The 17047-nt window shown below is 42.0% G+C and carries 16 protein-coding genes; 12 read left to right on the plus strand and 4 right to left on the minus strand.

Going from position 1 to position 17047, the window contains the following annotated elements:
* Positions 1-55 precede the first annotated feature (55 nt).
* The 3 genes from hydA to O1D97_RS04340 all read right to left on the minus strand — a co-directional run bounded on the left by hydA (position 56) and on the right by O1D97_RS04340 (position 4452).
* Positions 56-1495: a dihydropyrimidinase gene (hydA, locus tag O1D97_RS04330; protein WP_269123139.1), complete on the minus strand. Its 1440-nt coding sequence runs from the start codon at positions 1493-1495 to the stop codon at positions 56-58.
* Between the two features lie 127 nt (positions 1496-1622).
* Positions 1623-3101: an NCS1 family nucleobase:cation symporter-1 gene (locus O1D97_RS04335; protein ID WP_269123141.1), complete on the minus strand. Its 1479-nt coding sequence runs from the start codon at positions 3099-3101 to the stop codon at positions 1623-1625.
* Between the two features lie 103 nt (positions 3102-3204).
* Positions 3205-4452 (minus strand): Zn-dependent hydrolase, encoded by a 1248-nt coding sequence (locus tag O1D97_RS04340; protein ID WP_269123142.1) that lies wholly within the window; start codon positions 4450-4452, stop codon positions 3205-3207.
* Positions 4453-4767: 315 nt separating this feature from the next.
* Here O1D97_RS04340 and O1D97_RS04345 point away from each other — a divergent pair, with 315 nt between their 5' ends.
* The 11 genes from O1D97_RS04345 to O1D97_RS04395 all read left to right on the plus strand — a co-directional run bounded on the left by O1D97_RS04345 (position 4768) and on the right by O1D97_RS04395 (position 14104).
* Positions 4768-5409, plus strand: coding sequence for a TetR/AcrR family transcriptional regulator (locus O1D97_RS04345; RefSeq protein WP_269123143.1), 642 nt, complete (start codon positions 4768-4770; stop codon positions 5407-5409).
* Between the two features lie 264 nt (positions 5410-5673).
* A complete protein-coding gene (gene cofG / locus O1D97_RS04350; RefSeq protein ID WP_269123145.1) occupies positions 5674-6816 on the plus strand; it encodes a 7,8-didemethyl-8-hydroxy-5-deazariboflavin synthase CofG in 1143 nt (380 codons plus the stop codon).
* Positions 6813-8051 carry a 5-amino-6-(D-ribitylamino)uracil--L-tyrosine 4-hydroxyphenyl transferase CofH gene (cofH, locus tag O1D97_RS04355; protein WP_269123147.1) on the plus strand — a complete coding sequence of 413 codons (1239 nt, stop codon included), beginning with the start codon at positions 6813-6815 and terminating at the stop codon, positions 8049-8051. Before cofG ends, cofH begins: the two co-directional genes overlap by 4 nt.
* The gene (gene cofD / locus O1D97_RS04360; protein ID WP_269123149.1) at positions 8051-9010 is read left to right on the plus strand and encodes a 2-phospho-L-lactate transferase; all 960 of its coding nucleotides are present in this window, start codon (positions 8051-8053) and stop codon (positions 9008-9010) included. Before cofH ends, cofD begins: the two co-directional genes overlap by 1 nt.
* Complete coding sequence (cofC, locus tag O1D97_RS04365) at positions 9010-9669, plus strand: 2-phospho-L-lactate guanylyltransferase (RefSeq protein ID WP_269123150.1); 660 nt, start codon at positions 9010-9012, stop codon at positions 9667-9669. Before cofD ends, cofC begins: the two co-directional genes overlap by 1 nt.
* Positions 9662-10435 carry a coenzyme F420-0:L-glutamate ligase gene (cofE, locus tag O1D97_RS04370; RefSeq protein ID WP_269123152.1) on the plus strand — a complete coding sequence of 258 codons (774 nt, stop codon included), beginning with the start codon at positions 9662-9664 and terminating at the stop codon, positions 10433-10435. The genes cofC and cofE overlap by 8 nt, the downstream gene beginning before the upstream one ends.
* Positions 10432-11112: an NADPH-dependent F420 reductase gene (npdG, locus tag O1D97_RS04375; RefSeq protein ID WP_269123155.1), complete on the plus strand. Its 681-nt coding sequence runs from the start codon at positions 10432-10434 to the stop codon at positions 11110-11112. The genes cofE and npdG overlap by 4 nt, the downstream gene beginning before the upstream one ends.
* Positions 11113-11247: 135 nt before the next feature.
* Complete coding sequence (locus O1D97_RS04380; protein WP_269123157.1) at positions 11248-12255, plus strand: TIGR03842 family LLM class F420-dependent oxidoreductase; 1008 nt, start codon at positions 11248-11250, stop codon at positions 12253-12255.
* Positions 12256-12442: 187 nt separating this feature from the next.
* Positions 12443-13018 (plus strand): elongation factor P-like protein EfpL, encoded by a 576-nt coding sequence (gene efpL / locus O1D97_RS04385; RefSeq protein WP_269123159.1) that lies wholly within the window; start codon positions 12443-12445, stop codon positions 13016-13018.
* 190 nt (positions 13019-13208) lie between these two features.
* Positions 13209-13454, plus strand: coding sequence for an NAD-dependent epimerase/dehydratase family protein (locus O1D97_RS04390; RefSeq protein ID WP_269123161.1), 246 nt, complete (start codon positions 13209-13211; stop codon positions 13452-13454).
* Between the two features lie 17 nt (positions 13455-13471).
* Positions 13472-14104 carry a TIGR01777 family oxidoreductase gene (locus O1D97_RS04395; RefSeq protein ID WP_269123848.1) on the plus strand — a complete coding sequence of 211 codons (633 nt, stop codon included), beginning with the start codon at positions 13472-13474 and terminating at the stop codon, positions 14102-14104.
* Positions 14105-14165: 61 nt separating this feature from the next.
* Here the strand turns inward: O1D97_RS04395 and O1D97_RS04400 are convergent, their stop codons facing one another.
* Positions 14166-15512, minus strand: coding sequence for a sodium-dependent transporter (locus tag O1D97_RS04400; RefSeq protein WP_269123163.1), 1347 nt, complete (start codon positions 15510-15512; stop codon positions 14166-14168).
* A gap of 411 nt (positions 15513-15923) precedes the next feature.
* Here O1D97_RS04400 and O1D97_RS04405 point away from each other — a divergent pair, with 411 nt between their 5' ends.
* Positions 15924-16787: an isocitrate lyase/PEP mutase family protein gene (locus O1D97_RS04405; RefSeq protein ID WP_269123165.1), complete on the plus strand. Its 864-nt coding sequence runs from the start codon at positions 15924-15926 to the stop codon at positions 16785-16787.
* Positions 16788-17047: the final 260 nt, after the last annotated feature.

Below are 17047 nucleotides of genomic sequence, written 5' to 3' on the forward strand. Positions count from 1 at the left end.
AATGAATTCATGTAAACCGTACTTAATTTTACTTAAAAAGCCTAAAAATGCCGCTTTACCTATTTACTGCTTTAGGTTGGTTTAGCTCTTGGCGTTTCGTTAATGCTTCATAAAAAGGTGCGTAAGCAGGACGGTCTATATATTGACCCTCACCGGATTTAGCAAGTAACTTACCCTCGTGCCACGCCAGTTTACCATTACAGATGGTCGTTTCAGGAATGCCATTGATTTCCATACCTTCAAATATGCTGTGCTCAATATTTGATTGATGGGTTTTGGCAGAAAGCACCTTGCTAGCACTTGGATTCCAGATGACTAGATCCGCATCGGCACCAACTCGAATACAACCCTTACGTGGATAAAGGTTGAAGATTTTCGCCGTATTCGTAGAGGTTAAAGCAACAAACTCATTCGGTGTGATTTTACCTTCGTTTACGCCTTTCTCCCACAAAACCATCATACGCTCTTCAACGCCAGCCGTACCATTAGGGATCTTAGAAAAGTCGTCTTTCCCCATGGATTTTTGCTCGACGCAGAAGGCGCAATGATCGGTAGCCGTTGTTTGTAATGTCCCGCCTTGTACGCCTTTCCAAAGCGCATCTTGGTGGTGTTTAGGTCTAAACGGAGGGCTCATAACATGGGCCGCCGCCGTTTCCCAATCTGTGTTTTGATAAACACTGTCGTCAACGGTTAGGTGTCCAGCAAGTACTTCACCAAAGACAGTATGGCCGTGGTCTTTTGCATATCGAATGGCATCAACGGCTTCTTCGGTAGAAACGTGAACTAAATAAATTGGTGCCCCTAAAGTATTGGCAATACTAATGGCCCGATTTGCCGCTTCGCCTTCGACGGATGAAGGTCGCGATAAAGGATGACCTTCTGGACCAGTAATGCCTTGAGAAACCATTTTATTTTGTAGGTGATAAACCAATTCGCCATTCTCAGCATGAACGGTTGGAATGGCACCCAGCTCTAAACATTTGGTAAAGCTCGATACCAAAATGTCATCGGTTGCCATAATGGCGTTTTTATAAGCCATAAAATGTTTAAAGCTGTTAACACCGTGATTTTTAACAAGGTTTTCCATTTCTGTGCCAACGCTATCATCCCACCAGGTAATGGCAACATGGAAGCTGTAGTTTGCATGGGATTTTTCGGCCCAACCTCGCCATTGATGATAGGCTTCTAAAAGCGATTGTTGCGGGTTGGGAATAACGAAATCAATAATGCTGGTGGTACCGCCAGCTAATGCGGCAACCGTACCGGAAGCGAAGTCATCTTTGGCAACTGTCCCCATAAAAGGCAGTTGCATATGCGTGTGTGGGTCAATTCCTCCCGGCATAATCAGTTTGCCGGAAGCATCGATAATTTCGGCGTCTTCTGGAGGGGTTAGATTTTGTCCAATTTCTACTATCAGATTACCATCACAAAGTAGGTCTGCTTGATAGCTTTCTTCGTGGGTTACTATAGTCCCACCCTTAATCAATAGGCTCATATTCGATCCTTATTATTTTTACTGACGGTTTAAATTTTCAACGTAACTGATATCTAAAAAATATCTATTGCAATGGCAGGTACTGACTTAAATCGAGTACCCGCCTGCGTTCAAATATTAATGAAGATTAGGTTGCTTGAGTTTCACTTTCGGACGCATTAACTGGTGTTGCCAAAAAGAAATACACAATGGCTCCGGTAAAGGCTCCAGTGAACCAACCATAGCTATAGAACCAGCTGATCGCAGGAACACCAAGTGAGATTAAAGTGATGACAACAGGGACGGCAAAGGCCGTTAAACCTGCAATATTAAAGGCTGGGTAAAGACTATTGGGAGTATAAAGGGCGACTAGATCTAAATGTTGACGTTTGATTAAGAAGTAATCAACTATCATGATGCCTGCAATAGGACCCAGTAAGCTTGAGTAGCCTAAAAGCCAATTGGAATACATGCTTTCAACGCTGACATCTGACTCTAACCAGCCCATTTTTTTCAATAATTCCCAGCTCATTAATAAAATACCAACTAAGCCAGTTAGTAATGCACCACGTGTATGGTTGATGTATTTCGGCGCAATATTTTGAAAGTCATTGGTTGGTGAAACAACGTTGGCGGCGGTATTTGTTGATAAAGTGGCAATAATAATTAAGACCATGGCAACGGCAACCCAAACAGGGCTATCAATTTTACCTATTAAAGAAATAGGGTCTGAAATAGTTTCTCCTACCAGAGTGGTCGATGCCGCGGTTAAGACAACACCTAAAGAGGCGAAGAAAAACATGGTTAATGGCAAACCAATAATCTGGCCGATCATTTGATCTTTTTGTGATTTGGCATAACGACTGAAATCAGGAATGTTTAACGAGAGGGTTGCCCAGAAACCGACCATTGCCGTTAGGCCACCTAAGAAATACCCTAAAAACCCTGCGTCTTCAGGTCTATTCGCCGGTATGGCGAGTAATTCACCAAAAGAGACTTTGCCTCCAGCCCAAAACATTAATCCAAAGCTGACAATGAGTAGCAGTGGTGCCGATAACGTTTCTAACCATTTAATGGACTCTGCTCCACGAATCACCACAAGCATGTTTAATGTCCAGAAAATAAAGAAGCCAATGACTTCTCCTACACCGCCTAAGCTTGCCCAACCATCGGATATAGCGGAGAAGAAAAGGTGAATGGCCAAACCACCAAACATGGTCTGAATGCCAAACCAACCACAGGCAACTAATCCCCTGATTACACATGGTATATTTGATCCAAGCATACCAAATGAAGAACGTAATAGAACGGGAAATGGAATACCAAACTTGGTTCCTGGGTAAGCATTTAATGTCAATGGAACTAATAGGATAATGTTAGCAATTAAAATAGTGAAAAGGGCTTCCATTACAGACAAGCCAAAATAGGCTGTTAAAACCCCGCCTAAAGTATAGGTAGGGACGCAAATGGCCATACCGACCCAAAGGGCGGCAATGTTTAATTTGCTCCAGGTTCGCTCACTCACTTTAGTAGGTGATAGGTCATCATTGTAGGCGGAACTTTGTCGAAGGTCGTTTCCTACTTCTAATTCATAGAATTCACCTTTCTTAACGGACTTGCTGCTCATAGTGTACCTCTTCTGTTTTTTACTTTACGCGGCTCATTGTTGAATTGCGTTATTCGTTGATGGACAGTGGCTTTATATTTTTTCTTATTGAGCTTGCTACTTATTACTTTGATTGATGTTCTTTATAGATACGTTCACTGGCTTCCAGCATGGTGTGTAATAAAACATTGGCACCTGCTGCGCACTCTTCAGGAGAACTGTATTCAGCTTCGTTATGGCTAATACCATTGAGGCAAGGGGTGAAAATCATACCGGTAGGCACTAAGTCGGCCATGTAACAGGCGTCATGACCTGCGCCAGCGTAAATATCCATATGGCTGTAACCAAGTTTCTCGGAAGCCGCTTTGACATCATCTGAGGCGTTAAATTCTACGGGGGCAAAGTACCAGAAAGGGTCGACACTAATTTGTAGATTACGTTCTGAGGCCACTTTTTCACAAAAGGCGAGTAATTCGTTGTGCATTTCAAGCAGGACTTCTGGAACCGGGTTTCTAAGGTCTGCACTGAACTTAATATTTCCAGGGATAGTGTTACGTGAATTTGGATACACTTGCATAAAACCAACCGTTCCAAGTCCATTTTCATGTCGATTGGCGATATTTTCCATTTCGGCAACAATCAGTGAGGCGGCTAACATGGCATCTTTTCTAAGGTGCATCGGTGTCGTGCCTGAATGGGATGGTCGGCCTTCAACTTCAATGTTATACCATCGAATGCCTTGGCCTAATCGAACCACACCAATCATTTTCTTTTCGTCTTCTAGTATTGGGCCTTGCTCTATATGTGTTTCAAAGAATGCTCCAATATGACGGCTACCTAATTCGGCATCACCTAGATAACCAATTCGTTCTAATTCATCTCCTAAGCGAATGCCATTCACATCGGTTTTATTTAGCTCGGTTTCTAAATCGAAGCGGCCTACATAGGTACCAGATCCTTGCATAGCCGGTTGAAAGCGAGAGCCTTCTTCATTAGTCCAAACCGAAAACTCCATTGGCGTTGGTGTTTCTATTTGATTTTCGTGCAAGGTTCTGAGTACTTCGACTCCAGATAAGACACCGAATACCCCATCAAATTTACCGCCTGTTGGTTGTGTGTCTAAATGACTACCAGTACCCACAGCGGGCAGGTCATTATATTTTCCAGGGCGACGAGCAAAAATGTTCCCTATTTTATCCACTGAAATTTCACAGCCTGCGGTTTTACACCATTCCACAAATAGGTCTCGAGATTGTTTATCAAGGTCGGTACCGGCAAGACGATTGCAGCCACCTTTTTCGGTTCCTCCAATCTCTCCCATTTCCATTAATGTGTCCCAGAGTCTTTTTTCATTAATACGTAGATCCTGCATTATATTCTCCAATCCAATATATATAGTCAGTTTTATTTGTTTTTGCAATTAAATTTTTTACCAAAAGGTAAAATAATTAATTAAAAAAATACCGCCATGAAATCTGTAATAAATAAATAGAATTGCAAATTTTAGGCGGCTATAAAATCTATATTTTTAAAAAGCAATAAGCAAGCCAGTTTTAATAAATTGACTTTAAAACTAGGTTGTATCAATAAAATGACCTCGAAAATGATGTTGAAATATGATACTTTAATGTTTCTTTATGAGTAGAAAAAGTTAACAAAAACAGTGTCTTATATTTAGAGGTAAGGTTTGAAAATTAAGCGTGAGTCGTCTGTAAAAAAATCAGCCAATAGGAAAATGCTAGAGTCTCGTATTCTTCGCTCTGCCGAGTTTGTTTTTGCCACAAAAGGCTTCAGTGGTGCTTCTATGGACCGTATTGCTGAAATGGCTAAAATCTCCAAGCAAAACTTAATTTATTACTTTCCAAACAAGGACTTACTATATAAAAGAGTGTTGAAAGAAATTCTAGATATATGGATTGAAAAGCTTTCTGTCTTTGAAACGCAAGGGGAGACGCCGGAAGTGGTGATCCGTCGCTATGTACATGAAAAAATGCAGATTTCACGTTTATATCCAAATGGCTCTAAGGTGTTTGCACATGAGATTATCAGTGGTGCCCCTGTACTCAAAGAATACCTAATTAGTCATTTGAAACCTCAGTTTGATAGGGATGTAAAGCTAGTTAAGTTATGGATAAATAAAGGATTAATTGATGATATTGACCCGGAATATCTATTCTTTACCATTTGGGCTGCAACTCAAACGTACGCGGATTTTTCTATTCAAATTGAAGTTTTGTTAGGAAAAACAGAATTAACCGATTCTGACTTTGATAAAGCCGAAAAAGCCGTAACCGAATTCATAGTGCGTGGAATTGGTGCGAAAAAATAATTTTCAGTGCGTTTTTTCATGATTTTTTTAACTTTTTTATGCATTTGTCTACATTTTTTTATAATTAAACTCTCTTAAAAAACATTATATTTCATCTACTTAATGACTTTTCTAAAATGAGAAGTCATTAAGATTTTTTCAATATTTTCATTTTGGTGCACCCCCCTCCCCAAAAAAAACGATTTACTCTAATCGAAACTCTGTGATATTAATTTTATACCAAATGGTAAAACTTTTAATTTAACGGTATTTTTTGGAGTGAATATGATTTCAGTTGCAGAAGCCAAGTCTTATAAATTTGTCACTGGACCTGACTTGTTCTCGTTGTGTCAATTATCCTCTCAAGTTCGTGATGAATGTTGGGGAAAACAGCTCACATACTCCAAGAAAGTATTTATTCCTTTAACGAACATGTGTCGAGATAGCTGTGGTTATTGCACATTTGTTCAGTCTCCAGATTCTCCTAATGCAAACTACATGACGCCGGAAGAAGTACTGAAAACCGCGTACGAGGGCGAAGCGTTAGCGTGTAAAGAAGCGTTATTCAGTCTAGGGGAAAGGCCAGAAGAGCGTCATCAGCTGGCACGAGATAAATTGGCGGCGTTAGGTTACAGCGACACCCTAGATTATTTACATGATCAATGTGAAAGCGTGCTGACTCATACCAGTTTGTTGCCTCATATCAATGCCGGAGCGCTTTCTTATGAAGAGTTGAAAAAGCTTAAGCCTGTTGCCGCAAGCATGGGAATGATGTTGGAAAATGTGTCGGTGGATTTACTAAGGAAAGGCCAAGCGCATCATGCCTGTCCAGATAAAACGCCAAAGCGCCGCTTAGATACTATCGAACAAGCTGGGCGTTTAGATATTGCCTTTACCACAGGGATTCTGATTGGTATTGGCGAAACTTGGGAAGATAGGGTGGATAGCTTAATGGCCATTCGTGAACGTCATCTTTCCTATGGTCATATTCAAGAAGTCATTATTCAAAACTTTCGTGCTAAACCGGGTACGGCGATGGCAGGTTGTCAAGAACCTGATTTGGATGACATGAAAAGAACCATCGCGGTTGCCAGATTAATTCTTCCTCACGACATCAGCATTCAAGCACCACCAAATTTAGAAGTAGATTACGGTAGCTATATCAGTGCAGGCATCAATGATTGGGGCGGTATTTCACCTTTAACAAAAGACTTTATCAACCCTGAAAGAGCATGGCCACAGATAGAAAGTGTCGCTAAGGCTTGTCAAGGGTTGGGTTACGATCTCAATGAAAGATTAACGATTTACTCTCGTTTTCAGCAGCAGGAATCCCGTTACCTTGATTCCAATTTAACGCAAAAAGTAGCGTCTCTTATTCATAGAAATGCGGCTGAAAATATTGGTATACATGGAGGAGCAGCATTATGAAAACCCCGTATTTAACGCCTAAAAACAACGACCTTATTGCGAGCAATGTGAGTCATTCTATCCGCTCTATTTTGGAAGACTCTTTATTAGGTAACGAACTCAGTGTAGAGAACGCTTGTGTATTATTTGATACTCAAGGTGTTGATGCACAAGCGGTTTTAGATGTTGCTAATCAGGTTCGAAAAGACCGAGTGGGGGACACAGGCAGTTTTGTCATTACCCGCAATATCAACTTTACGAATGTCTGCTACATGGGGTGTCGCTTTTGTAATTTCGCCAAAGAAAAAGGCGATCAAGATGCCGAGTTCTTAAATGTTGAGCAAGTCGCCGATCGTGCTGAAGAAGCTTGGAATCGTGGAGCGACAGAGGTGTGTATTCAGGGCGGTCTTCATCCTGATATTGATGCGAATTATTATCGAGACTTGATTGTCGCGGTGAAAAAGCGTGTTCCTGAAATCCATATACATGCGTTTTCACCATTTGAAATTTGGTATGGCTGTAAAAAAGCACGCCTTGAACCAGAAGTCTTTTTATCCGAACTAAAAGCACTGGGTTTAGGTTCTATGCCTGGCACGGCCGCCGAAATACTAGACACGGAAATTCGTAAACAACTCACTAAAAACAAACTGACAACAGAAGAGTGGGTGCGCATTGTTAAAGCGGCTCATTCTGTGGGCGTACCCACTACGTCAACCATCATGTATGGTCATGTTGATCAGCCCGTTCATTGGGCCAAGCATCTTGAATTATTGCGTGATATTCAAAAAGAAACCGGTGGTTTTACAGAATTTGTTCCCTTAGGTTTTATTCATTATGAAACGCGTTTATTTAATGATAACCCTGATAAGGTCCGTCCGGGGCCAACCCGAGATGAGCATTTTAAAATGCACGCCATTGCGCGTTTAATGCTCCAAGGCCATATTGATAACATACAAGCCTCTTGGGTGAAAATGGGCCCTGAAGTGGCGACTCAAATGCTACTCTCTGGTGCCAATGACCTTGGTGGCACTCTAATGAATGAGAGTATTTCTCGTGCCGCTGGTGCCACCCATGGACAAGAAGTTTTTCCAGAAGACATGGTGTCGAATATACATAGAGCGGGCTTAAACGCGATTCAACGTAATACCCGATACGGCACAGTTCAGGATTATCCTTTTCTCAGTGACCAAAATGCGGAAGGTATGGTTCTGAATGCAAATGCCGATCGTTTGATTTCGATACGAGGAGTCGCCTAATGCCAGATTTAACCATTACCTTGTTAGCAGGTGGTGTTGGCGGAGCAAAAGCGGCAGAAGGGATAGCGGCTAGCCGTTACGCAAAGGCCACACAAATTATTGGCAATATCGCAGATGACGATGAGTTTCATGGTTTGTGGGTTTCTCCAGATATCGACACCTTAATTTATTCTCTTGGAGACCAAATTGATCGTCAACAAGGGTGGGGCAGAAAAAATGAATCCCATCAAGTGCTTAACGAATTAGCACAACTGGGCCAAGACACTTGGATGACGCTTGGAGATTTAGATTTAGCGACTCATATTTATCGTACAGAGCTTCGAAAACAAGGGGTTCGAGCAAGTCATATTGTTCACAGGTTGGCAAAAAGGCATGGTATTAGTATGCCAATTTTATTGCCAACAGACGATGTAGTTCAGACACGAGTTAGGACGGAATCAGGTGTCTTGTCGTTTCAAGAGTACTTTGTGCGTGAACGTTGTCAGCCAACAGTAACCGCGGTTGAGTATGAAGGGGCGTCCATAGCAAAAGCCACTTCAGAATCGTTAACGCAGATTGCCAAAAGTGATGTGATTTTAATTGCGCCCAGTAATCCTATTGTCAGTATTGGTGCCATCTTAGCGGTTCCAGGAATTCGAGAAGCGATAGAGAAAAGTAATGCTTATGTGATTGCGATTTCACCTTTAATTGGTGGGAAAACCATCAAGGGCCCTGCGGATAAAATGCTTACGAGCATGGGGAAAAGCAACGATTCTCAAGGTGTTTACGAATGCTACCGTTCTTTTTTACACGGTTTTGTGATCGATTCTGCAGACAATGAAGAGGCCGCGTGTTTAGAAAATCAAGGGTTGGATGTATTAGTGACGCCAACCTTAATGAACACAACAAGTGAAAAATCGGCATTACTCAGTCAGGTCATTGAATTTGCCTTAGCGAATCGCACTAAGAGGGCCGCCTAATGACATTACCTTGTATTGTTATCCCAATGAAATCGCCAAAAAAAGCCAAACAGAGGCTGTCTTTACATTTATCGAATGAAGACAGAGAAAGTCTCGCGCTTACTCTATTTAAGAAGACGTTGGCATTTTTTAATAGGCATTTTCCCCACATTGAAACCTTAGTGGTGAGTGAATCTTCAGAGGTCTTAGCGCTGGCAAAAACTTACGGTACACATACCTTATTTGATGATGGTTCTCAGGGGTTAAATGGTGCCCTAAAGCGGGCTTGTGGTTGGGTTAAACAAGCGGGCTTTTCACAACAATTAATTATCCCCAGTGATATTGCGATCCTAGATAAAATGGAAATTGAGTCTCTTTTGCTGTCTTCAGAGCAGGCTTCTGTCGTCATCGCTCTTGCAAAAGATGGAGGCACCAATGCGTTGTTAACATCCCCTCCAGATGCGATTGAGTTTGCTTATGGAACGCATTCTGCCAATAAACATAAGGCTCAAGCGGTTAGCAAAAAAATGTCGTGCGTATGTCTGCAATTATCTCATTTATCACTAGATATCGATCTCAGTGATGACTTAGAAAAAGCGATCAAGCAGCAACCTGAACTATTTAAAAAGTGGTGCCAGCCTTTGGCTTCCTCTCTATATAAGGAGGCTCTCTATGCCTGATTCTATGATGATGTTTCGCTTATCTGGTTTACCTGATTTTCAAGAAGGTGATGATCTAGCTCAGTCTATTATAGATACCTTGGCTCTCAATAAGCAGCAATTAGTCGAAGGTGACATTCTGGTTATTGCCCATAAAGTTGTTTCAAAATCAGAAGGGGCTTGTGCTTATTTAGATCAGGTTACCCCGAGTCCAGAGGCGATCGAACTCGCAAAAACAGTGAATAAAGATCCCCGAAAAGTAGAAGTGATTTTATCACAATCAAAACGGGTAGTTCGTGCATTTAAGCGACCGGATCAAGAAGAAGGAACCTTAATAGCAGAGCATAAAAATGGCTATATTTGCGCCAATGCCGCGGTGGATGAATCCAATGCGGACCATCCTGGCCAATTAATTTTATTGCCCGAGGACCCAGATAAAAGTGCCCAACAATTGTGTTTGGCATTGGAAGCGCATTTTGCTTGCAATTTAGGCATTGTTATTAGCGATACATTTGGTCGACCTTGGCGTCTTGGGCAAACCAATGTGGCCATTGGCTTAGCGAATGTGCCTGGAGTCATGAGCATGCTAGGGGAAGAAGATGCCTTTGGCCGACCTTTAAGCGTTACCGCCCCAGCTTTTGCTGATGAGCTCGCTGCGGCGTCTGGACTGTTAATGGAGAAAAGCGCTAAAGCACCAGTCATTGTTTTTCGTGGCCTATCTTGGCCTAAAACCGACAGCAGTAGTCGGGATCTTATTCGTTCACATAATGAGGATTTATTTAGATGAAAGTATCTATTATTGGTGGTACAGGACCGCAGGGTAAAGGCTTGGCTCTTCGTTTAGCACAAGCGGGTGTAAGCGTTATTTTAGGGTCGCGTGATGCAGAAAAAGCGCAAATTGCGGCGCAAGAGTTAGTCGCAACGCTAAAAGAAAAAGGCCATGACGCAGACATTACGGGTTTGAGCATGGAAGAGGCCACTAAGGCGTCTGATGACCTGGTCATCTTATCGGTTCCTTACAGTGGGCACGATGCGACGTTAACGGCACTTGCTCCCTTTTTAGAAGGGAAAACCTTAGTGGATATTGTCGTACCTTTAGCACCTGGAAATCCGAAAGCCGTAGCTATGCCGCCAGCAGGATCTGTCACTGAGTCTGCGCAAATACTATTAGGGGATTCTATTAATGTGGTTGGTGCCTTACACAATGTATCTGCGATTACGCTTAATGATCTTTCACGTCCAATTAACTGCGATATTTTAGTTTGCGGTAATGACCTGGAAGCAAAAAAACGCGTGATGGCTTTGTGTGAAAAAATGGGTACGCAAGCCTATAACGCAGGGTTAGCGGAAAGTGCTCGCTGTATTGAGGCTCTTACTCCTATCTTGATTCGTTTGAATATCTCGAAGGATGTTCCCTTTAGCCATGCGGGGATTCGTATCTGTCCGCCGGAACATGCTCACTAGTTACAAAGTAAAGACAAAGCAAAGAAGCACAATTGGAACAAGCTAAATGATTCATGAATATTATCATCCAGATAATATCAATTGAGCATTTAATGTAAAAAATGACTATTAAAAAAATTATATGAGGAAAAAATCATGGAATTTGGTATTACGTTTAAAGGTTTTGTAAGCCCTGATCGCGCTCGTAACTTAGTTCGCCAAGCAGAAGCGGCGGGTTTTGACTATTGCTGGTTTTATGATTCGCACATTCTATGGCGTGAATCCTTTGTTGCTATGGCGATGTGTATGGAACATACAAAAACCATGCGTTTTGGCCCTTGTGTAACCAATCCAAATATTCGTGACTGGTCATTAGCGGCCAGCTTGTACGCCAGTTTAGCGGCACAAAGTAATGGTCGTTTTGATATTGGCTTAGGTCGTGGTGACTCATCCATGCGAGTGATGGGTAAAAAGCCTGCAACATTAGCGCGTTTGGCTGAATTTACGCAAAAAGTAAAAGCCATGGTACGTGGTGAAGAAGTGGAATACGGTGAATGTGCTTCTCCCGTGAAATTTCCATGGGCAAATGGTTATGAACTTCCTGTTTGGATTGGTGCCTACGGACCAAAAGCCTTGGCGACAGCGGGTGAAGTCGGCGATGGTTTAATTTTGCAGATTGGTGATCCAGACCTAGTTAAATGGTTTAAAGATCAAGCGATTAGTGCCGGTGAAGCGACAGGCCGTGATATGTCGAACTTTAAAATCCAAGCCGCTGCGCCAGCGTATTTCGGTGATATGGATTACTGTATTGAACACACTAAATGGTTCCCAGCGATGGTCGGTAACCATGTGGCCGATATCGTTGAAAAATATGGCAGTGATTCTGGTCTAGTACCTCGCAGCTTAACGGATTACATCGAAAAGCGTCGTGGATATGACTATTCTAAACACGGTCAAAGTGACAATCCATACCTAGACTTTATCACGGAAGACATTGTGAAAAGTTTCTGCGTACTGGGCACGGTAGAAGATCACATTGCCAAAATCAAAGACCTAGAAGCCGTGGGTACCACTCAGTTTAATATCTACTTAGATAGTGGTGATGAAGAAGAAATCATCGCCAACTACGGTCGTCATATTATCCCTGAGTTTAAAAAGGGCTAATACCGTAAAGCGAATGTATTGATGATAATCAAAGGCCAACCCTGTGTTGGTCTTTTTTGTGTTTATGAATCAGAAAAGTACGTTATCTGCTAAAGATATCTTGCTGGTTTTGGGTTCCTAATATAGGATGCAAAAACAAATTTTTCAGTAAACAGATTAATAACAAACGAACATTCAGGAATAGAAAATGCCTAAAGCCAGTGATATTAAAAAAAATGCAGCGGTTGAATACAATGGTAAAACTTACATAGTAAAAGACATAGAACGCTCTGTTCCCCAAGGGCGGGCAGGCGGTAGCCTTTACCGTATGCGTATGTATGATGTGGTGACTGGCCATAAGGTGGATGAGACCTTTAAAGATTCTGAAATGTTGAATCTAGCTGATTTAATTCGTCGACCAGCGATATTTTCTTATGTAGATGGGGATGAATATGTCTTCATGGATAACGAAGATTACACACCGTATAGCTTAAATAAACAGTCTATTGAAGACGAAGTGTTGTTTATCAATGAAGAAACGGCGGGGATTCAAGTTGTGTTGGTAGACGATTCACCTGTTGCGCTTGATTTGCCAACAAACGTTGAATTAGAAGTCATCGAGACGGACCCTTCTATTAAAGGGGCATCGGCAACGTCACGTAATAAGCCTGCAAAACTATCAACAGGTGTGACTATCCAAGTCCCAGAACACATTTCTACGGGTGATAAAATTAAAGTCAACGTTGAAGAACGTAAATTTGCTGGCCGTGCTGACCATAAATAATGCTTAGCTTAGTACAGAGCGCCTGGGTGTGAATAACGTATTTAAATCACGCTCAGGCTTTAATTGATCTCCTCAATATCGCCTTTTTAATATTTCTTTTTCCCTCTTTGTGAACCGGTTATCTTTGATTTACGTATTCAGTAAATAGAAATAGTACAAATGAACAATTCCACACTTAGGAGAATACGTCATGAAAGTACTGATTACGGGCGGTTCTGGCTTAATCGGCTCTCATTTTATTGCGCAACGTCATAATGACGACATTACTGTGTTGACTCGTAATGTGACGCAAGCGAAAAACAAATTAGGTGATGAACATCGTTATATTACTGATCTGGATGCGTTTAATAATCTGGATGAATTTGAGGTGGTGATCAATCTGGCTGGCGAGCCCATTGCCAATAAGCATTGGTCTGATTCGCAAAAAAACGGATAGAAGACAGTCGCTGGAGCATTACCCAAAAGTTGGTTGATCTAATGAAAGCTGGGGCCAATCCTCCTAAGATCTTTATTAGTGGTTCTGCGATTGGTTTTTATGGCAAGCAGGGTGAGCAGGCGATTGAGGAAGATTTTGTTGCAACAGTGGATGATTTTAGTCATCGTTTGTGCGCGCGCTGGGAAGCCATTGCTCAGCAAGCTGAATCGGATAAAACCCGTGTTTGCATTATTCGAACGGGTATTGTTTTGAGTAAGAAGGGCGGAGCATTGGAAAAAATGCGAATCCCCTTTACATTGGGATTAGGTGGGCCGATGGGTAATGGTCAGCAATACATGTCCTGGATACATATAGAGGATATGTTACAAGGAATACTCTACCTTATAAAGCATCCGTCTTGCTCGGGAGTGTATAACTTCACGGCCCCTACACCAGTCACAAATAATGAATTCAGTCGTGCATTCTCCACATCCCTAAATCGACCTTGTGTGTTTAGAGTACCGGCTTTTGTTATGTCGTCTTTAATGGGGGAAATGTCTACTTTGGTTCTGGATGGACAAAATGTGCGACCTAAGCGTCTACTGGAAAGCGGCTATCGCTTCTTGCACCCAGATATTCAGGAAGCGCTAGAATCATTGGAGAGGTTATAAAACATAACGCCCTATGGGGATAGGGCGTTATGTTGTGTTTCTAAGATAACTATAAACGAGTTTATAGGTTTAGGTAAAACACAATTGCGACCGCAACGGGGGCGATAAAGCGTGAAACAAACAGCCATAAACCGTGTGCTTTTTCGCTTATAGCCAATTCTTGATGGCTAAATTTAGGTAATACTACCCAGCCAGCAAACACAGAAACGAGAATGCCGCCAAGTGGTAACATAATATTTGCTGTTGCATAGTCTAATAGATCAAACATGTTTTTACCGAACGGTTTGAAGTCAGACCACTCATTGAAAGCTAATAAACAGCTGATGCCTAATGCCCAAACGACGACGCCTAAGGCAACCGATGCTTTTGTACGACTGAGCTTGAACTTCTCGACTAAGAAAGCAACCGTTGGTTCTAATAATGATATTGCAGATGTCCAAGCCGCTACGCCAACAAGAATAAAGAATAAGAGACCAAACAGTTGCCCGCCCGGCATTTGACCAAAGGCGACAGGTAAGCTTACAAACATTAAGCCAGGTCCTGCACTTGGGTCCATTCCATTAGTGAAAATGATTGGGAAAATCGCCAAGCCTGCAACAAGAGCGACCAAGGTATCAAGTGCCGCAATAGCAAATACGGTTCCTGTTACTGACGCTTTTTTCGGCATGTAGGCACCGTACGCCATAATAGTTCCCATCCCAAGAGATAAGGTAAAGAAAGAGTGCCCTAGCGCGACTAAAACCGCATCCCAAGAGAGTTCAGAAGGATCAAAATGAAACATAAAGTCCCATCCTTTTGAGAATCCATCTAGTGTCATGGCATAACCCAGCAAGATGATTAATAGTACAAACAAAGCCGGCATCATAATGCGAGTAGCGCGCTCAAGGCCTTTATTTACGCCGCCAATAACCACTATGGTCGTCATAATGGCAAAAATCGTGTGCCAGAACAGCATGGTGCCGGGGCTTGCTAGGAGTTGATCGAAAGTGGCGCCAGCGTCTTCGGCTGAGATACCGACAAATGTGCCTTTTGCCATCTCTGCAATGTAGTTCAGAACCCAGCCAGCAACGACAGAGTAGAAGGAAAAAATCATGACACCAGAGAACATACCCATCACACCGACTAAGGACCAGCGTGTTGTTTTTTTCGATTCGATTGCCACATCATGGAGTGCATTAATTGGACTTTTACGAGCTCGGCGACCAATAAGGACCTCCGACATCATAATTGGAATACCAACAAATAAAATACACACTAGATAGACAAGAACAAATGCTCCGCCACCATTTTCACCTGTAATGTATGGGAATTTCCAAATGTTACCAAGACCAACAGCGGAACCGACTGCGGCTAAGATAAAGATCCAACGACTTGCCCAAAAGCCATGGATAGATTGCTTGTCTTGCATAAATCTCTCAGTTAATTAATAAAGGAATGAACAGTGAATGAAAAAACAGAATACTAAGCATTAAGTGATGAAAACAGTCACTCTACTTCCCCACAATGAAGGCTTTTTTCTGTACCTGATTTATCGGTCAGGAATTCTCCAAATATTCTTTTAAAGGTGCAAGGAAAAAGACCGATTTTTTTAATAAAATTGAAAAAAAACTGTCTATTTTGGCAATAATTGGACGCTTTTGGCTGGTTTTTCAATATTAATCAAAGACCTGTATCTGGAATTATGGTGAATAAAGCAAATACTCTGCCAATCAATGCTGACCAATTGGTTGGTATGTGCTGCAGTGGTACCTCAAGATAGGTATAATCGCGCCTCAATTTATCCTCTTTGATATAAAAGAACATTTTAGGAGAAAATCCCATGGCGACCCCTTCACAGCATGATCTACGAAATGATTTTCGGGAACTGTTGAAAACTGACCAATGTTATTACACGGCATCTACTTTTGATCCGATGTCGGCTCGTATCGCCGCTGACCTTGGTTTTGAAGTTGGGATATTAGGGGGATCGGTTGCTTCATTACAGGTATTAGCCGCTCCTGATTTTGCATTAATTACGTTAAGTGAGTTTACCGAGCAAGCCACTCGTATTGGGCGTGTGGCACGTTTGCCTATTATTGCGGATGCCGATCATGGTTACGGCAATGCTTTGAATGTTATTCGTACCATTACTGAGCTAGAGCGTGCGGGCGTGGCGGCACTGACGATTGAAGATACCTTGTTGCCGGCCAAATATGGGCATAAGTCGACAGATTTGATTCCTTTAGAAGAAGCTGTGGGTAAGCTAAGAGCGGCTCTGGACGCTCGAATTGATCCTGCCATGTGTATTATCGCTCGAACTAACGCTGGTCAACTGAGTACCGAAGAAACCATAGAGCGAGTGAAGGCTTATGAAGCCGAAGGGGTAGATGGTATTTGTATGGTGGGTATTCGTGACTTTGAACATTTAGAACAAATTAGTCAACATATCTCTGTTCCTTTAATGTTGATCGCTTATGACACACCTGAGTTGAGAGATCGTGAGCGATTAGCTAAAAATGGAGTGCGTATTGTCGTAAATGGTCATGCCGCGTATTTTGCGGCGATTAAAGCAACTTACGATTGCTTGCGTGAACAAAGAGGTATTGCTGAAGGGACTTTAAATGCATCTGAGCTTTCTACGCGTTACTCCACATTAGAAGAAAATCGTGCGTGGGCGAGTAAATATATGGACGTTCAAGAGTAAGGTAGAACATATATTGCGGTATTAAGCGACTCAAATATAAGCCTTTTTGTTTTATATATTCATATTCTCGTATAATAATCACTCAGTTGGCGGTATCGTTTGTATCGCTAACTGATTCAGTTTCCTCATTTTGTAATGACGAGAACACATTCTTTTATACAATATTTTGTTCTCATCGTTTATTTCTTTAAATTGAGTGTAGGATAGCTCTTTTCCTTACGAAATTATTTTAAATGCAGATTTTAACGTCGTTTGTTTAT

Source organism: Marinomonas phaeophyticola (assembly GCF_026966905.1).
Classification (GTDB): domain Bacteria; phylum Pseudomonadota; class Gammaproteobacteria; order Pseudomonadales; family Marinomonadaceae; genus Marinomonas; species Marinomonas phaeophyticola.

What these genes read in the sequence shown, in the direction of transcription:
- hydA (WP_269123139.1), bottom strand. Translation starts at nt 1,495, where the DNA reads ATGAGCCTATTGATTAAGGGTGGGACTATAGTAACCCACGAAGAAAGC.
- O1D97_RS04335 (WP_269123141.1), bottom strand. Translation starts at nt 3,101, where the DNA reads ATGAGCAGCAAGTCCGTTAAGAAAGGTGAATTCTATGAATTAGAAGTA.
- O1D97_RS04340 (WP_269123142.1), bottom strand. Translation starts at nt 4,452, where the DNA reads ATGCAGGATCTACGTATTAATGAAAAAAGACTCTGGGACACATTAATG.
- cofG (WP_269123145.1), top strand. Translation starts at nt 5,674, where the DNA reads ATGATTTCAGTTGCAGAAGCCAAGTCTTATAAATTTGTCACTGGACCT.
- cofH (WP_269123147.1), top strand. Translation starts at nt 6,813, where the DNA reads ATGAAAACCCCGTATTTAACGCCTAAAAACAACGACCTTATTGCGAGC.
- cofD (WP_269123149.1), top strand. Translation starts at nt 8,051, where the DNA reads ATGCCAGATTTAACCATTACCTTGTTAGCAGGTGGTGTTGGCGGAGCA.
- cofC (WP_269123150.1), top strand. Translation starts at nt 9,010, where the DNA reads ATGACATTACCTTGTATTGTTATCCCAATGAAATCGCCAAAAAAAGCC.
- cofE (WP_269123152.1), top strand. Translation starts at nt 9,662, where the DNA reads ATGCCTGATTCTATGATGATGTTTCGCTTATCTGGTTTACCTGATTTT.
- npdG (WP_269123155.1), top strand. Translation starts at nt 10,432, where the DNA reads ATGAAAGTATCTATTATTGGTGGTACAGGACCGCAGGGTAAAGGCTTG.
- O1D97_RS04380 (WP_269123157.1), top strand. Translation starts at nt 11,248, where the DNA reads ATGGAATTTGGTATTACGTTTAAAGGTTTTGTAAGCCCTGATCGCGCT.
- efpL (WP_269123159.1), top strand. Translation starts at nt 12,443, where the DNA reads ATGCCTAAAGCCAGTGATATTAAAAAAAATGCAGCGGTTGAATACAAT.
- O1D97_RS04390 (WP_269123161.1), top strand. Translation starts at nt 13,209, where the DNA reads ATGAAAGTACTGATTACGGGCGGTTCTGGCTTAATCGGCTCTCATTTT.
- O1D97_RS04400 (WP_269123163.1), bottom strand. Translation starts at nt 15,512, where the DNA reads ATGCAAGACAAGCAATCTATCCATGGCTTTTGGGCAAGTCGTTGGATC.
- O1D97_RS04405 (WP_269123165.1), top strand. Translation starts at nt 15,924, where the DNA reads ATGGCGACCCCTTCACAGCATGATCTACGAAATGATTTTCGGGAACTG.